Below are 17,304 nucleotides of genomic sequence, written 5' to 3'. Positions count from 1 at the left end.
ACGTAGTATTTTAATGTATTATTATAACACCCATATATTTTCTATGTCAATCAACTATTCCTTTGGTCTTCCTCTCAAACATAACTTTGCCGAATATGTCTACTATCAAGGCTTATTTCTACCACACGAAATAGATAGAATCCTCCACTTTTGGGATGATAAAAAAACGGTAGAAGCCACCGTTTCTGATCAAAATATTAAAGATGATTCATTGAGAAAGAGTTCTGTGATGTTTATAGATGATACCGATGAAAATAAGTGGGTCTATAATAAACTAGCAGGGCTGGCGATGAATTGTAACAACGAGCGATATTGGTTTGATTTGTTAGGTTTTCACCAAGAGTTGCAACTCACCCGCTACTCAACAGGTGATTTTTTTGATTGGCACATGGACTTTGGCCCTGGTGGAATTTCAGCTAGAAAATTAAGCATGACCATTCAGCTATCTGATCCTGATGAATATGAAGGTGGTGATTTACAATTTATGATTAACAAAGAAGTCGTCAACGCACCAAGAGAAAAAGGAACTATCATTGTGTTTCCTTCTTTTATTATGCATCGCGTCACTCCTATCACCAAAGGCGTACGTCAATCTATTGTCGGTTGGGTTTCTGGCCCTCCGTATAGGTAGTATTCTCGCTATTGGTCGTTTATAATTAGTTAAACATTCTTAGGCTAGTAATCAATTAATTTTATACCTATTAATCGTAAAGAAACACAGCATAGAATAAGGTTATAATATACATAGAAACCTAGATTTCGTCAATATTTAGACTTTTAAACTTTTAAAAAACACATATGAAAATCATTATTCTTAGTCTTGTGCTTTTAATAGGAGCTCAGAGCTTTGGTCAAGACCAAATACATCCTATAGATCGTGAAAATAATAGATGTATAGAAAATGCTACACCTACAACTATCGGATCAATCAATTGTGAGAAAGAAGCACTTGACGCTTGGCAATCCGAAATGGAAATCGTACTGCAACGCTTACGAGAAAATCCTGAACTTTTAGATGTTACGTTGCTTGAAGCATCTCAGACCACTTGGAATACGTTTCATAAAGCAGAAGTTAACATGTATTATTCCTATTACCAAAAAAACTACCAAGGAGGAACCATGGCAAGAGCCGCTGCGCTAAGTTTTGAAAAAAGACACTTAAGAGAACGTGTGTTGTACTTAATAGATCTACACGAAGAACTAAACGAGCACTAAATGAGCACTAAATGAACATATCCCTTATTAAAAACGAATGATACCAGGATCATTAGCCTATCAACAAATGAATTTCACAACCGATCTCATAGCACAACTCACAGCTGCTGCAAATCCTGCACAGGCAAAAGAGATGAACATCTATATGAGAGAGCGATATTCCTTTTTTGGGGTCAAAGCACCACAACGTAAAGCCATTCTTAAAACAACCATAGACACGTATAAATCTCAATTAGACAGACCTACAGTTATCACTATTGTAAAAGAACTATACACACAACCCCAACGCGAACTCCACTATTGTGCAATAGAACTCGTAACTCGGTTCCTTAAAAAGAAATTCCAAAAAGAAGACATTACTTTTATTCAACAGCTCATTATCACACATTCTTGGTGGGATACCGTAGATATGATCGCCAAGCATCACTTGGGTGGGTATTTAAAATCATTCCCAAAAGAAACAACACGCATCATACAAAGCTTTAGTAATGCCGACCACTTATGGCTGAATCGAAGCGCTATTCTTTTTCAATTAGACTACAAAAAAGAAACCAATGCTGATCTTCTATTTCAACTATGTCTAAAACATAAAAATACAGGAGAATTCTTCATCAACAAAGCTATTGGTTGGGCATTGCGAGAATATGCAAAAACAAATCCTCAAGCAGTGATTACTTTTGTCTCTGAACATAGCCTTTCGCCTTTGAGCGAACAAGAAGCACTTAAGAAATTACGTTAAAAAACATAAGATTCTAAAAATTAACAACTTGCAGCTATTTTTATTTAAAATAGTAACGTAAAAATGCATAAAACCAAAAAAAATGTAATTAATTGTAATTCAGTAATTTATATTAACAGTAATTCTCTTGTATTTATGACTATAGTTTTTATATTTAATTATTAATGGACTAACAATTAAATATTTACGAACTAAAAAAAACACATCATGCTGAAAAAAATTAAAAACATCGGAAACATCGTATCCAAAGAACAACAACGAGAGGTTAATGGCGGACTCAGCAAAGGAGACACCTGTAATAATCCATACATCAATGAAGGAGGACCTTGTAATCAAGGATACTATCCACATCCAGTATATGGACATTGTATATGCTGTGCCTATTAATTATTAAAAATAGACGGACTATATAAAGAGGTTATCACAGTAGTTAACCTCTTCATTATTTTATAAGACTACACAAATTAATGATTCATTATACGCTTTTGCAAAAATGCCTAGCTGGTAAGCAAGAACGTACTCAAAACCACTTTTCTAAAAGGGCATACACTTTTTATATAATAGTAAGTATCTATACTTCATACAATTTCTAAGAAAAATACAAAATACACTTTTCTCAAAATTCCCTAGCTATACATGATATAATCGTAATTTACGATAAAAAATGAGCGCAAATTCTTAATAGAATCTCCTTTATAATCTCACAAATCTTCTTCTTTTGTGAAATTTATTTTCATTTTACTATGCATGCATAGTAATTTTATGTATATTTACAACGATTTCGAATCCAATCATCCCTATGAGAGACAAAACTATCGATTTTTGTTTGCGATATACTTGGCAAGCAGTTATAAAAATGTATAATGAACAGGCATCTAAGTACGACGGAACCATGGCACATGCCTTTGCTTTGTTAAGTATAGACCCAGAAGAAGGAACTCCTTCTACAGCCTTGGGACCTCGCATGGGAATGGAAGCTACTTCCCTATCCCGCACACTAAAAGCGATGGAAGAAAAAAATCTCATTCAGCGTAGACCCAATCCTGCCGATGGTAGAAGTGTTTTAATACACCTTACCGACGAGGGGAAATTAAAACGTCAATATGCAAAAGACCACGTACTTCAGTTTAACACTACCGTAAGAGAGCACGTTTCAGAAGAAGAAATACTAGGGTTTTATAAAGTGATAGAGACGATAAATGATTTAGTACAAAACAAGAAAATATTTAATAAAGAAGAAACTATACATAAATAATGGCAAAACGTATCATAAGAAAAGTAGCCGTCATCGGTAGCGGAATTATGGGAAGCGGCATCGCTTGCCACTTCGCAAATATTGGTCTAGATGTGCTCCTTTTGGACATTGTTCCACGCGAACTAAACGAAAAAGAGAAAGCTAAAGGACTTACCTTAGAGCACAAAGTAGTGCGTAACCGCATGGTGAACGACTCACTAACTGCTGCTTTAAAAAGTAAGCCCTCTCCTATTTATCATACCGCTTTCGCGAAACGTATCACTACCGGAAACCTCGAAGACGATATCGCCAAAGTAAAAGACGTCGATTGGATCATCGAAGTGGTTGTAGAGCGTCTAGATATCAAACAACAAGTGTTCGAGAATCTAGAAAAGCATAGAACTCCAGGAACGCTTATTACATCAAATACCTCAGGAATTCCTATTCACTTTATGAGTGAGGGCCGAAGCGAAGACTTCCAGAAACATTTCTGTGGTACACACTTCTTTAACCCTGCACGGTACTTAAAGTTATTTGAAATCATTCCAGGTCCCAAGACCGATCAGAGCGTATTAGACTTCTTAAACAATTACGGAGAGCAATACTTAGGAAAAACCTCCGTAGTCGCCAAAGATACCCCTGCCTTTATCGGAAACCGTATCGGAATCTTCTCTATTATGAGCCTATTCCATGCTGTAAAAGAAATGGGACTCACCGTAGAAGAAGTCGATAAATTAACTGGTCCCGTAATTGGACGCCCTAAATCAGCGACGTTCCGTACGGTAGATGTTGTCGGACTGGATACCTTAGTCCACGTTGCCAACGGAATTGCCCAAAACTGTCCCAAAGACGAGCGCAAAGAACTCTTTGCCCTACCCGATTTCATCAATACTATGATGGAAAACAAATGGCTCGGATCAAAAACAGGACAAGGATTTTATAAAAAAACAAAAAACGCCGAAGGGAAAACAGAAATCCTTTCGCTAGACTTAGATACCTTAGAATATCGCCCTAATAAACGTGCAAAATTTGCCACCCTTGAATTAACAAAAACGATCGACAATGTAGCCGATCGTTTCAAAGTACTCGTTGGCGGAAAAGACAGCGCAGGCGAATTCTATCGCAAGTCCTTTGCACACCTATTTGCCTACGTTCAAAACCGTATTCCAGAAATCACCGATGAGCTCTATAAAATAGACGATGCCATGAAAGCTGGTTTTGGATGGGAACACGGACCTTTCCAAATTTGGGACGCCATTGGTGTAGAAAAAGGAATAGAGTTAATGAAAGCCGAAGGACTGGACGTTGCCTCATGGGTGACAGAGATGATCGCTTCAGGAAGCACCACCTTTTATACTGTAAAAGAAGGCGCAACGCATTTTTATGATATCCCTTCCAAAGCACAAACCAAAGTACCAGGACAAGATGCCTTTATCATCCTAGACAATATCAGAAAACAAACCGAAGTCTATAAAAACTCAGGCGTTTCTGTACAAGATTTAGGTGATGGGATCTTAAATGTAGAATTCCGTAGTAAGATGAACACCATTGGGGGTGATGTACTCGCTGGTCTTAATAAAGCAATTGATCTTGCTGAGAAAGATTTCGCTGGACTTGTTGTAGGAAATCAAGGACCTAACTTCTCTGTAGGTGCCAATATTGGGATGATTTTTATGATGGCCGTTGAGCAAGAATATGATGAACTCAATATGGCGATCAAGTATTTCCAAGATACCATGATGCGTATGCGTTACTCCGCTATTCCAACCGTTTCTGCCGCACACGGTATGACCTTAGGAGGTGGATGTGAGTTATCACTACACGCAGACAAAGTTGTCGCTGCTGCCGAAACCTATATCGGACTTGTAGAGTTTGGCGTTGGTGTAATTCCAGGCGGTGGAGGTTCTAAAGAAATGGCATTGCGTGCTTCAGATACCTTTAGAAAAGGAGATGTAGAGCTGAATGTTCTTCAAGAGCACTTCCTGACCATCGGAATGGCAAAAGTATCCACCTCTGCTTATGAAGCGTATGACACAGGGATTTTACAGAAAGGTAAAGACATTGTGGTCGTCAATAAAGACCGTCAGATTGCGACTGCAAAAGCACACGCTAAAATCATGGCAGATGCAGGCTACACACAACCTGTAAAACGAAATGACGTGTTGGTTTTAGGAAAGCAAGCCTTAGGAATGTTCTTAGTTGGAACAGACAGTATGGAAGCGAGCCATTATATCTCAGAACACGATAAGAAAATAGCCGATAAACTCGCTTATGTGATGGCAGGAGGAGACCTTTCAGAACCCACCCAAGTATCAGAACAATACTTACTGGATCTAGAACGTGAAGCCTTCTTGTCCCTCACCACTGAGCGTAAAACATTGGAGCGTATTGAGCATATGTTGAAGCGAGGGAAACCGTTGAGAAACTAAAGCCCCACCTAGCCTCCCCAAAGGAGAGGAATAAAGAAATTAAAATGGTAAGGTTTTGCTTTCGCGAAAGCTTAAAAAGAATATAGAAAATAGAGCATAGATTATAGAGAACATAGATGGCGAGACATAATTTTAGGAATTTAAAAATTTGGAAAGACGGAGTCGTCTTTGTTTCTCTAAATTATCAATTAACTAAAACCTTTCCAAAAACAGAACTCTATAATTTAACAAGCCAAATGAATAGAAGTGCTATTTCTATTCCATCAAATATAGCTGAAGGAACTGCTAAGTCAACAGATAAGCATTTTAAAACATATTTGGAGACAAGTTTAGGATCAGCATACGAATGGGAAACACAACTAGAAATTGCAAATATTCAAGGATATATTACAGAAACAGATTACAAGGAATTAATAGATAGAATACAGCAAATACAAAGAATGATTGGAGCTTTCATAGATCGGTTAGACAGTTAAGTCTATATTCTATACTCCATATTCTATAATCTTATATAAAGATGAAAACAGCATACATAGTAAAAGCCTACCGCACGGCCGTAGGGAAAGCACCAAAAGGAGTATTTCGCTTTAAGCGAGCAGATGAGTTGGCTGCAGAAACCATTCAATACATGATGAATGAGTTACCCAACTTTGACAAAAAACGCATCGATGATGTGATTGTAGGAAATGCGATGCCAGAAGGCTCACAAGGACTCAATATGGCACGTTTGATCTCTCTAATGGGATTAGACATCATTGACGTGCCAGGAGTAACTGTCAATCGTTTTTGTTCCTCAGGAATTGAAACTATTGGAATGGCCGTTGCCAAAATCCAATCAGGAATGGCAGAATGTATCATCGCAGGAGGCGCCGAGTCGATGAGCTCTGTGCCCATGACAGGCTTTAAACCTGAATTAAATTACGATATCGTAAAATCAGGACATGAAGATTACTACTGGGGCATGGGAAATACCGCCGAAGCCGTAGCTAATGAGTATAAGGTTTCTCGTGAAGACCAAGATGAATTTGCGTACAACTCCCATATGAAAGCCTTAAAAGCACTCGCCGAAGACCGTTTTCAAGATCAGATCGTACCGATTGATGTGGAGCAGACCTATGTAGATGAAAACGGAAAAAAAGCCACCAAATCCTACACTGTTACTAAAGACGAAGGCCCTCGTGCAGGAACAAGCATCGAAGTATTAAACAAATTACGCCCTGTATTTGCAGCTGGCGGAAGCGTTACCGCAGGAAACTCTTCACAAATGAGTGATGGAGCGGCATTTGTACTGGTGATGAGCGAAGAGATGGTGAAAGAATTAAACCTAGAGCCTATCGCACGTATGGTCAACTATGCGGCAGCAGGAGTACCGCCACGTATCATGGGAATTGGTCCTGTAGCCGCTGTGCCAAAAGCCTTAAAACAAGCAGGATTACAACAAAAAGATATTGAGCTGATTGAGTTAAATGAAGCCTTTGCCTCGCAGTCATTGGCGGTTATTCGTGAGTTAGACCTCGATCCGAGTATTGTGAATGTAAACGGAGGAGCGATTGCCCTTGGTCACCCACTAGGATGTACAGGAGGAAAATTATCGGTGCAACTCTTTGACGAAATGCGTAAACGTGATATGAGTGGTAAATACGGGATGGTCACTATGTGTGTAGGAACCGGACAAGGAGCGGCTGGGATTTATGAGTTTTTGAAATAGAGAATATAGATTCTAGAGTATAGAACATAGACTTAAAATAGAGTATTACTCTATTTTATATAAATGAAGTAAGTTTTCGCGAAAGCGTAAAGAAGAATAAAGATAATAGAGCATAGATTATAGACAAATTTGTATTCAAAAAAATAGAGTAATACTTAATTTTATATAAATGAAGTGAATTTTCGCGAAAGCGAAAAAATAATAAAAATGGAGAATATGAAAGCATAACATATAGATTATTCAGACCTACTTAAATAGTGTCTATTCTCTATATTCTATGTGCTATACTCTTATAAAACAAAAGTAAGCTTTCGCGAAAGCGAAAAAAAATAATAAAAATCGGAGACATAACATATAGATAATTCAGATCTAATTCAAAATAGCATCTATATTCTATTATCTATTTTCTATACTCTTTAAAATAAATAGACAACAAAATGAGCACAGAAGCAACAGAAAAAGAAATCCTACGTGGCGGGCAGTTCCTTGTGAAAGAAACCGCATGTGAAGATGTATTTACCCTTGAAGACATCACAGAAGAACAAAAAATGATGCGTGACAGTACCAAAGAGTTTGTAGATCGTGAGATCTGGGCACATTGGGAACGTTTTGAGCAAAAAGATTATGCCTTTACAGAAGCGTGTATGCGCAAAGCTGGCGAACTAGGATTACTAGGTGTTGCCGTACCCGAAGCGTATGACGGACTCGGAATGGGCTTTGTATCGACCATGTTGGTGTGTGATTACATCTCTGGAGCCACAGGATCGTTTAGTACGGCCTTTGGTGCACATACAGGGATTGGTACGATGCCAATTACTTTATATGGGAATGAAGAGCAAAAGAAAAAATATGTCCCAAGATTGGCGACTGGTGAGTGGTTTGGCGCGTATTGTTTGACAGAGCCTGGTGCAGGATCTGATGCGAACTCTGGGAAGACCAAAGCCGTATTGTCTGAAGACGGAAAGAGTTATAAAATCTCTGGACAAAAAATGTGGATTTCCAATGCGGGGTTCTGTAATATGTTCATTGTATTTGCACGTATAGAAGATGATAAAAATATTACTGGTTTTATTGTAGAAAATGATCCGAGCAACGGTATTTCTATGGGAGATGAAGAGAAGAAACTCGGGATTCACTCCTCCTCTACCCGTCAGGTATTTTTTAATGATACGGTGGTACCGGTAGAAAATATGCTTTCTGAGCGTGGAAATGGATTTAAAATTGCTATGAACGCCTTAAATGTTGGTCGTATTAAATTGGCTGCGGCTTGTCTAGATGCACAACGTCGTATCGTTGATGAGTCTATCAAATACGCCAAAGATCGAATCCAGTTTAAAACCCGTATCATTGATTTTGGCGCAATCAAAGCGAAGTTAGCGCTTATGGCCACCAATGTGTATGTAGATGAATCTGCATCATATCGTGCGGCTAAAAATATAGAAGATCGTATCGCTTTACGAGAAGCAGCTGGAAATACCCACCAAGAAGCCGAATTAAAAGGTGTAGAAGAATATGCGATTGAGTGTTCGATCCTAAAAGTAGCTGTATCTGAAGACGTACAGCAAACGACAGATGAAGGAATTCAAATTTTTGGAGGAATGGGCTTTAGTGCCGATACGCCAATGGAATCGGCGTGGCGTGATGCCCGTATCGCACGTATCTATGAAGGTACCAACGAGATTAACCGTATGCTTTCTGTAGGGATGCTCGTAAAGAAAGCCATGAAAGGTCATATTGACTTCTTAGGCCCTGCAACAGCTGTAGGAGAAGAATTGGTTGGTATTCCTTCGTTTGAAACCCCAGATTACTCAGAAACTCTTTCGGAAGAAAAAGCGCTATTGGCTAAATTGAAGAAAGTATTCTTAATGGTATCTGGTGCTGCGGTTCAAAAATACGGACCACAGTTAGAAGAACACCAACAGTTATTAATGAGTGCTGCCGATATTTTAATTGAAATCTATATGGCAGAAAGTGCCATCTTACGTACGGAGAAAAACGCTAAGCGTTTTGGCGTAGACACACAAGCAACACAAATTGCCATGTGTCAGCTGTACTTATTTAATGCGGTAGACATCATCCAAACCAAAGCCAAAGAAGCGATTGTTTCTTTTGCCGAAGGCGATGAGCAGCGTATGATGCTCATGGGGCTGAAGCGTTTTACCAAATATCAAAATCAGCCAAATGTGATTGCGTTACGTAATCAAATTGCTGCCGATCTAGAAGAACACGGACAGTATCGTTTTGATGGATAAAATGTATGTTGTCTTTTTAAAACAACAAGGTTTATTTTTAAAAAGCCACTTCGCGATGAAGTGGCTTTTTTGTTGTTTGAGTTTCTACTCATAAGTCTAGGTTTTAAACTCTATATTCTATTCTCTCTATATTCTTTTTAAGCTCGCTTTCGCGAAAACTAACACAGTAACTTTTAGCAATTAATTACACTGAATATCCTAAAAATTAAGCATATTTGACATGCATTTAAAATTCATTTTTCTTGTTAGTAATAGACAGCACTTTAAAAAAACAATTCCGTCGTTGGGGAAAACAGTTATTAATACTCCTTTTTATTGCCCTAGTAGCAAATCATCTCACAAGTAAAGACCATTTCCCTTTTCATGAGTCTTATCGCTTCCCGTTCTATGGAGTTTTTACTTCTATTTTTTTAGGAATCGTTATCCTTATCGTTACAGAGTTTGTTTATAACTATTTTATACACCACGTCTTTAAAGAAAAAGTGACCCTTACGCTAGGAGTACGCTTTTTATGTGTGAATCTAGGTATTATCACTTTACTTTATATACCTATGTTTTATGTTTTTGGAAATATAGAAGGTAATGATTTTGATTTGTATGCCTTAGTTATAGGTTTATTAATCACGCTGGCCATATGTACAATACTTATTACAATCGTGTATGCATTAGAGATCTATACTTTGTATAAAAATACGTTAGACCAAGGAACGTTAGTAGTTGCTTATGGAAATCGCAAAAAAGTGATCCCCATTAAAGAGATTTCCTATAGTTATAGCGTGCACAAAATAGTATACCTTATAGAAGAAAATGGAACTATAAGCGCTACAGATTTTACACTCCAAATGCTTGAGGAAAAGCTTGAAACTTATGGTTTTTTTAGAGCATCTCGAAATGTGTTAATACAGCATCGAGCAGTCAAAGAAGTAAAAGCGATAGAAAATGGAAAGTTAGTGGTACTAATTACTCCTTATTTTCAAGAGCAAGAGCAATTAAAAATAGTAGTGAGTAGATACAAGAAAAAAGATTTCTTGTTATGGTTTGATAATATCCCTCCTATCGTATCTACCATTGGGTCATAAAAACACGACCATTCGGTCAAGTTGACTACTATTACTGGTATCACGTGAGAAGAAAGTGATTACTTCGTTGTTGTAATTAAAACTAAAAATCAATGAAAACATCTCTTTTAAAAACAAAAATTGTCCCTCTGATTAGTGCTATTATAATCGGTATTATATTTACGGTACCCTTAGGTTTAGGGAATTTTACCAATATTGTTGCAACGCTTCTCCTTATCCTAGCAAGTTTTATTAGTTACGGTAGCGATGGATTTAAATCATTAGGAATCTCAAATTTTAAAGATCAGAAACGTGAGTTTTTTGTGTACGCCCCAATTCTTGCCATTATACTATTTATGTTTTATGCATATGCTTTAGTTCCTGGAACCACAAAACTCACTGGACAACCTATAGACTACTCAGAGTTTAGCTCACTTATAGGTAATCTTCCTGCCTGTGCCGTACTACTGGTTTACATTTGGATCTCTGCCGCTTTTGGTGAAGAAATTATATGGCGTGGCTATTTTATGCGACATTTTGTTCGCTTTTTTGGAGATCGTATACCTGTACTTGTAGTGAATATTATCCTATTTGGTATTGTGTTTGGTTACTTGCATAGTTACCAGGGCATTACTGGACAAATTGTTACTGGAATTATAGGGATGATTCTTGCATTTATCTTTTACAAAAGAAAATACAACTTATGGTTTAATATTGCCATACATGGCTTCTTCGATACGATTGCCGTCATTTATATGTATAATGGATGGATTTAACCAAAGTTATTGGTATTAGCGTCGTTGTTACAGTTATTTCTTTTGCATTTTATGAAATTAGTAGAAAAAAACACTATGTGTATCAATTAGGTATCGCATACAAAAGATGTGTCATAAAAAATAAACCATTCTGAAAAACTTAAGTTTGCTTTCGCGAAAGCGTATACCTACAAATTACCACATAAGTATAGTAATGTATTTTCTACTATACATATCATAAAAGGAATATCTAATCCATATATGCTTGCCACGTTACCAAAAGATATTTTTCTTTTTGATTTTCTTTTAAATCTAAAAAGCCATATTCATAACAAAATGTAAGCTTCCCTAAAAATAGGACTGTTCAAATTCAAATTTAGAGGTGTCCTAAAAAGGGGAAGCCTACAAATAAAGACTAGATGTTTTTAAACATCATAATTCCAATAAGAAATCAGGACAATATACAGGAATAACAAAAAATACAAATACTAAAAATAGTACAGCCCAAAGCACCCACATCAAAAGGGGAAACGTAATTAATTCACCTTTAGATTTTGGGTTTAATGAATGCGCTATCAATCCGTGAATACCAAGACTAAATATTAAAAAATCAATGCTTGCGGCAATGATTAAAAAACTTTTTGAAAAAGAATCTTTTGTTACAAAAAGATAAATCCATAATGCAATCGCGATTGCAATAACTATTCTAAATATTCTTCTGGACATTTTACAATTGTTTTACGTTTTTAAAGATGGAAAGCACCATAATTTTTGGCGTTAAAGCTTAGCAAAGGAATCTTACCATAAGTTTCCATTCTTTTTACTAAATCTCGATGAAATACTTTTGATGTCAAACTTTTACTTTCGCGTTCAAGCATGGCAACTAAGTCTGCATTTGAATTACCTAAGTATATTTTCAAATCATTAAAGACATCATCTGAATAGAAAATGTCAAATTCGAGATTGGTATATTCGATATACTTATGGATTTTTTCTTTTATACCCTTGATTGGCCATTTTTCAACCATTTCTTTCAATGGAGAAATATGTACTATCTTGATTAGCGCATTGAATGGTTTAGCAATTTCTGTAAGCTTATCAATGGCTCCAAAATCTTCTTCTTCAAAATCCGTAGCATATACTATAGTTTCAATTTGTTTATGAGTTGCATCACTAGGAATAGTTAGAACTGGACACGATGATTTTTCAAGTAGATGTTTGGTCGTATTACCCATAATGATTTCTCGTAATGCACTTCCACCTTTCATTCCTGTAATGATTAAGAAGGCATCGACCTCATTTGCTTTTGAAATGATCCCTTTTACTACCGACTTGTCTTCAATGGCTTCTATTTCAATATTTAAATCCTTTAAATCATTGTTTAAGTTTTCATTACAAAAACTGTTAAGTTTTGAGTGATGCTTTTTAAATGCATCACCTTCAATATCTGGAAAAGCATCTTCCCCTTTTAAGCTAAAATCGTCCAACATTGTTGGATAATCAAATACATGAACCACTAATAATCTCGCATTCATTTTCGAACTCATTGCATGAGCATATTTTAGGGCTGCAATTGAGTTTTTTGAATAATCGGTGGCGTATAGAATAGTTTTCATTTTGTATCTGCTTATTCCTTATATGATGCTAAATTAAACGCCATTAAAGTATAAATAAATGATTTACATCAGTTTGTTTTTTTATCCTGATATAAATCATTTGTTTTAAATGATTACAACATTATTTTTAAAGTCTAAGTTTACCCATACCATATGAAAGATTTGCACAACATACTTAATGAAATAACGCAACTCACTACAAACATAGAAACTAACTATCCAGAACTTTATCGATCTTTAGATGAAAATCCGATAACACTGCCTGTTAGTAAATATCCACATATTGATAAAGAGGTTATGCAGGAATATCTAGAAAGTTTAAAGCTATTGCTTGAGCATCATTTAGAAAAACATAAGAATATATTATAGACATGGGAGAGATAGCGACTTCAGACAGGCAAATAACACTATTTTATAGTTCTAAATCTATAAGAGCAAAACAAACTTTGGCCTATGCCAAGGCCGAGGGTTTACCAATACAGGAAATAGATATTTTAAGACAACGCCTTACAGGTACGCAAATAGCGGAACTTGCAGACCGATTACACATAGAAATAAAAGATTTAGTCAATCAAGAACATCCCTCATATACATCAAGTTTTGAGCATCATAATTTTTCTGATGATGATTGGATTAAAATGATACGTCACAATCCGAAAATAATGAAACAGCCTATTGCCTTGAGAGGGGATATTACCATTCTAGTAGAAACTCCAACAGATATTATTAAAATATAGTTAAGACTCTGCATTTAAAATCTTTATATAAGTAGTCATTTGTCCGCTGTAATAGGTTTCATACTTTAGGGGAGTATGCATTATAAACCTCCAAAATGTCATTTCTTCGCCTTTTGCATTACAAACCAAATCATTTATGGTGATGGTATTAAACTCGGAAATTACTAAAAATGATTAAATGATGTCTCCTGATAAATGATAAAGTTTTGCATACAATAAGTTACTATTTTATGAACTTTTAGCAGACGTTGTGCAACAGGCACAATGTTATAAGTTATTACTCATTCTTGCCTACTTCTGAAAATCCTCCCACGCACAAAAGCGTAGTAGATCTAGATGTTTTATTTAGTTTTTATTTGCTAAATTCGTTTTAAAACACGACAAAATCATAAACAAAATTGTTGTGTAAGGGATAAAATAAAAACTGAAAAGTAGAAATATGATACCAATTAATGATTTACTTCTATTTGCGTTAGCCGCACTGATAATGGTACTCTCCCCTGGACCAAATATGATTTATTTAATATCAAGATCATTGTCGCAAGGAAAAAAAGCTGGAATTATATCTCTTGTGGGAGTTATGTGTGGGTTTTTATTCCATATACTTATGGTTTCTTTTGGGCTTACTGCCATATTTTTTGCCGTACCATATGCATTTATTATTGTTAAATGTCTCGGCGTAGGATACTTATTGTACCTAGCTTATAATACGGTTAAATCTAAGAACAAAATATTTGATGCAGATCAAAATCTAAAAGCTGACAAACCTTTAAAACTGTTTAATATTGGACTCTTTACAAATATTTTAAATCCTAAAATGGCCATATTTTATCTTTCCTTTTTTCCTCAGTTTATAAAACCTGAATATGGTTCTATTTTAGGTCAAAGTTTTCAACTCGGAATCGTACAAATTATAATAAGCTTTTCGGTTAATTTCCTAATTGTAATATCTGCCGCCAAAATGGCAAGTTGGTTCTCAAAAAAACCAATTTGGCTTAGAATTCAAAAATGGTTTATGGCTTCTGTATTAACTGGACTTGCTGTGAAAATGGCATTAGCAAAGGCAAAATAAGCCGATTCAGTCTAGTAGTAGCCTTTGTGCAATTCATTTTAATAAATGGTGTATTTATTCCCTTTTATATCACTTAGAAACTCTGGAGAGAATTGAACGAATAAAATCAAACATAAACCAGTGTAAAATATAGATTAGTTCAGACTTACGTACCTCACTCCTATTCATGTATAAAGTGTTTGATCCAATTCATAAAATAACAAAATGATTGATAATAAATTTAATCTAGGCTTTTTTCCAACCCCACTACACAAATTAAGAAAATTATCGAAAATTTATCCTGACTATACCATTTTCATAAAAAGAGATGATCAAACTGGACTAGCCTCTGGTGGAAATAAAACTAGGAAACTTGAATATTTAATTAAACAAGCTCTTGATGAAGGTTGTGACACCATCATTACAGCCGGAGCACAGCAATCAAATCATTGTAGACAAACTGCCGCAGCTTGTGCATTAGCTGGACTAAAATGTCATTTGCTTTTAGGAGGTATAAAACCTGAAGTATATGATGGTAACTTATTACTTTCATCAATCCTAGGAGCAGCTATCCATTTCACTGGTGAGAATAGAAAAGGTGAAGACGTAGAAATATTAAAAAAAAAGCTTGAGAATAAAGGGCGTAAATGTTTTGTAATTCCATACGGAGGCTCAAATTTTACAGGCGCTATGGGGTTTGTCAATGCTGTGAAGGAAGTAAAAGAGCAATTGATAGAACAAAAATTAAAAATCGATTATATCTTCTTTGCATCTAGTTCAGGAGGGACACAAGCAGGATTAATTCTTGGAAAAGAAATCTATCAATTACAATCAGAGTTTATTGCTATAAATATCGATAAAGATGAAACAAAAGGAGTATCTCTTGAAGAAGTTGTAGAAAACATTGTACAAGAGGGATTACAAAAATTGAATATTGACAAAAAAATACAGCTATCAGATATTTACTTAAATAGAGATTATGATAAGGAGGGCTATGGTATTGTTACTAATAATGAAATTAATGTTATCAAAGAATTAGCAAAAAATGAAGGTATTTTATTAGATCCTGTATATACGGGGAGAGCATTTTATGGTATGCTAGACTTCTTAAAAAGAAAAAGAATTCCTACGAATACGAATGTACTATTTTGGCATACAGGTGGGTTGCCCGCCCTATTCAAATATGCGAATGAACTAAAATAAATACTATCAACATCGATAACCGTATTTAGAAACACGCATATCCAAAATGATTTCGTAAAATAGAGACAAATGGTAACTCCTTACCTATAACAAATTACTAATTATGTGTATTTTTAAGGAGCTTTTACAAAAGGCACAGCATGAGAGTTAAAAGCTCGTATCTTATAAATTCAAAGAGTATGACTAAGCGTAACTTTTATGTAAGTTAAAAGTAAAATACCATACATTAAGTAATATATTCTCAATTAATCATTTGAAATAAGAAACAAAAAAAAATATCGATGAAAAAAATACTAGTAGCAATAATCACAGTACTAATTATTTCCTGTAATGAAAAACCAACAACAGGATTCTCACTGAGCGGAACAACTAATGGGTTTGAAGATGGTAGTTTACTTTATCTAGACTATGATAACAAAGTATTAGACTCTGTAGAAATCAAAGATAACGCGTTCGTGTTTACAACAAAACTACCAAAAGCACCCATGAAATTATGGCTTCATAACAAGGATTTTTCAAATTATACAGCTTTTTGGGCAGAAAACAAACCAATGACTCTTGATGCTACAAACACTGATTTCAGAAATGCTATGATTACAGGTTCTGAATCAGAAAAATTAAGCGCCAGTCTTTATAAAAAAATAGACACCTTACCGCGTAGTGAAAGACAAAAATTAGAAATGGAATTTGTCAAAAACAACCCAAGTAGTATTGTAAGTGCTTCAATGCTATCAATTTACGCTACCACTTGGGGGAAAGAAAAAACGACAGAACTTTATGAGCAATTTTCAAAAGAAAATAAAGAATCTGAGTTCGGGCAAGAAATTGCTCGGTATATTGAATTGAATAAACAACCAAAAATAGGAGAACAGTTTGTAGATTTTGAATCTGAAAACCAAATTGGTCAACTAAAAAAATTATCCGACTTGAAAGGAAAAGCTGTCCTTCTTGAATTTTGGGCTTCTTGGTGTGGCCCTTGTCGTCAAGAGAATCCAAATCTTGTAAAAACGTACAAAGAATTTAACCCAAAAGGCTTTGAAATATTTGCCGTGTCTCTTGACCAAAACAAAGAAGACTGGCTAAAAGCAATTCAAAAAGATAGCTTAGATTGGGAACACGTAAGTGATTTAAAAGGCAGTAGAAATGAAGCTTCTCTGATTTATGGAGTGAATGGAATCCCTGACAACTATTTAATTGCAGAAAACGGCAAAATCATTGGTAGGAATTTGCGAGGTGAACAATTAAATGAAAAACTAAAAGAAATACTCGAATAAAGCCAGTTGTCAACTTGGTGTGTAAGTAAGTAT

Annotated in this window: 18 protein-coding genes; 16 read left to right on the top strand and 2 right to left on the bottom strand. The window is 35.5% G+C overall.

Translation table 11 applies throughout. From position 1 onward, the window contains the following. Positions 1-43 precede the first annotated feature (43 nt). The 11 genes from ACFO3O_RS04990 (at position 44) to ACFO3O_RS04940 (ending at position 11,411) form a co-directional block, all read left to right on the top strand. Positions 44-631, top strand: a complete 588-nt coding sequence (locus tag ACFO3O_RS04990) for a 2OG-Fe(II) oxygenase (protein WP_379977445.1) — start codon at positions 44-46, stop codon at positions 629-631. 167 nt (positions 632-798) lie between these two features. Beyond that, positions 799-1,215: a lysozyme inhibitor LprI family protein gene (locus ACFO3O_RS04985; RefSeq protein ID WP_379977444.1), complete on the top strand. Its 417-nt coding sequence runs from the start codon at positions 799-801 to the stop codon at positions 1,213-1,215. Between the two features lie 37 nt (positions 1,216-1,252). After that, positions 1,253-1,954, top strand: coding sequence for a DNA alkylation repair protein (locus ACFO3O_RS04980; RefSeq protein WP_379977443.1), 702 nt, complete (start codon positions 1,253-1,255; stop codon positions 1,952-1,954). A 207-nt stretch (positions 1,955-2,161) separates the two neighbouring features. Next, positions 2,162-2,341 (top strand): hypothetical protein, encoded by a 180-nt coding sequence (locus tag ACFO3O_RS04975; RefSeq protein WP_379977442.1) that lies wholly within the window; start codon positions 2,162-2,164, stop codon positions 2,339-2,341. A gap of 412 nt (positions 2,342-2,753) precedes the next feature. Further along, on the top strand, positions 2,754-3,209 hold the full coding sequence (locus ACFO3O_RS04970; protein ID WP_379977441.1) for a MarR family winged helix-turn-helix transcriptional regulator: 456 nt from the start codon (positions 2,754-2,756) through the stop codon (positions 3,207-3,209). After that, positions 3,209-5,617 (top strand): 3-hydroxyacyl-CoA dehydrogenase/enoyl-CoA hydratase family protein, encoded by a 2,409-nt coding sequence (locus tag ACFO3O_RS04965; protein WP_379977440.1) that lies wholly within the window; start codon positions 3,209-3,211, stop codon positions 5,615-5,617. Before ACFO3O_RS04970 ends, ACFO3O_RS04965 begins: the two co-directional genes overlap by 1 nt. Positions 5,618-5,733: 116 nt before the next feature. Further along, positions 5,734-6,093 carry a four helix bundle protein gene (locus tag ACFO3O_RS04960; RefSeq protein ID WP_379977438.1) on the top strand — a complete coding sequence of 120 codons (360 nt, stop codon included), beginning with the start codon at positions 5,734-5,736 and terminating at the stop codon, positions 6,091-6,093. A 41-nt stretch (positions 6,094-6,134) separates the two neighbouring features. Continuing rightward, the gene (locus ACFO3O_RS04955) at positions 6,135-7,325 is read left to right on the top strand and encodes an acetyl-CoA C-acyltransferase (protein ID WP_379977437.1); all 1,191 of its coding nucleotides are present in this window, start codon (positions 6,135-6,137) and stop codon (positions 7,323-7,325) included. A gap of 437 nt (positions 7,326-7,762) precedes the next feature. After that, positions 7,763-9,577, top strand: coding sequence for an acyl-CoA dehydrogenase family protein (locus tag ACFO3O_RS04950; protein ID WP_379977436.1), 1,815 nt, complete (start codon positions 7,763-7,765; stop codon positions 9,575-9,577). 242 nt (positions 9,578-9,819) lie between these two features. After that, positions 9,820-10,656 carry a LytTR family transcriptional regulator DNA-binding domain-containing protein gene (locus tag ACFO3O_RS04945; RefSeq protein WP_379977435.1) on the top strand — a complete coding sequence of 279 codons (837 nt, stop codon included), beginning with the start codon at positions 9,820-9,822 and terminating at the stop codon, positions 10,654-10,656. A gap of 92 nt (positions 10,657-10,748) precedes the next feature. Continuing rightward, positions 10,749-11,411 carry a CPBP family intramembrane glutamic endopeptidase gene (locus tag ACFO3O_RS04940; protein WP_379977434.1) on the top strand — a complete coding sequence of 221 codons (663 nt, stop codon included), beginning with the start codon at positions 10,749-10,751 and terminating at the stop codon, positions 11,409-11,411. A gap of 411 nt (positions 11,412-11,822) precedes the next feature. Here ACFO3O_RS04940 and ACFO3O_RS04935 read toward each other — a convergent pair whose 3' ends face one another. Beyond that, positions 11,823-12,116 (bottom strand): hypothetical protein, encoded by a 294-nt coding sequence (locus tag ACFO3O_RS04935; protein ID WP_379977433.1) that lies wholly within the window; start codon positions 12,114-12,116, stop codon positions 11,823-11,825. A gap of 20 nt (positions 12,117-12,136) precedes the next feature. Further along, complete coding sequence (locus ACFO3O_RS04930) at positions 12,137-13,006, bottom strand: universal stress protein (RefSeq protein ID WP_379977432.1); 870 nt, start codon at positions 13,004-13,006, stop codon at positions 12,137-12,139. A 153-nt stretch (positions 13,007-13,159) separates the two neighbouring features. Here ACFO3O_RS04930 and ACFO3O_RS04925 point away from each other — a divergent pair, with 153 nt between their 5' ends. From ACFO3O_RS04925 to ACFO3O_RS04905, 5 genes are all read left to right on the top strand, one after another. Continuing rightward, positions 13,160-13,375: a hypothetical protein gene (locus ACFO3O_RS04925; RefSeq protein ID WP_379977431.1), complete on the top strand. Its 216-nt coding sequence runs from the start codon at positions 13,160-13,162 to the stop codon at positions 13,373-13,375. A 2-nt stretch (positions 13,376-13,377) separates the two neighbouring features. After that, positions 13,378-13,743: an arsenate reductase family protein gene (locus ACFO3O_RS04920; RefSeq protein WP_379977430.1), complete on the top strand. Its 366-nt coding sequence runs from the start codon at positions 13,378-13,380 to the stop codon at positions 13,741-13,743. Between the two features lie 439 nt (positions 13,744-14,182). Next, the gene (locus ACFO3O_RS04915; RefSeq protein WP_379977429.1) at positions 14,183-14,815 is read left to right on the top strand and encodes a LysE family translocator; all 633 of its coding nucleotides are present in this window, start codon (positions 14,183-14,185) and stop codon (positions 14,813-14,815) included. Between the two features lie 204 nt (positions 14,816-15,019). Then, a complete protein-coding gene (locus ACFO3O_RS04910; RefSeq protein ID WP_379977428.1) occupies positions 15,020-15,997 on the top strand; it encodes a D-cysteine desulfhydrase family protein in 978 nt (325 codons plus the stop codon). Between the two features lie 281 nt (positions 15,998-16,278). Further along, complete coding sequence (locus tag ACFO3O_RS04905; RefSeq protein WP_379977427.1) at positions 16,279-17,271, top strand: redoxin domain-containing protein; 993 nt, start codon at positions 16,279-16,281, stop codon at positions 17,269-17,271. Positions 17,272-17,304 lie beyond the last annotated feature (33 nt).

Origin of the sequence: Dokdonia ponticola (genome assembly GCF_042653865.1) — a bacterium.
In the GTDB taxonomy this organism is placed as follows: domain Bacteria; phylum Bacteroidota; class Bacteroidia; order Flavobacteriales; family Flavobacteriaceae; genus Dokdonia; species Dokdonia ponticola.
The sequence above is the reverse complement of the archived record's forward strand: the minus strand, read 5'-3'. Positions and strand labels throughout refer to the sequence as shown.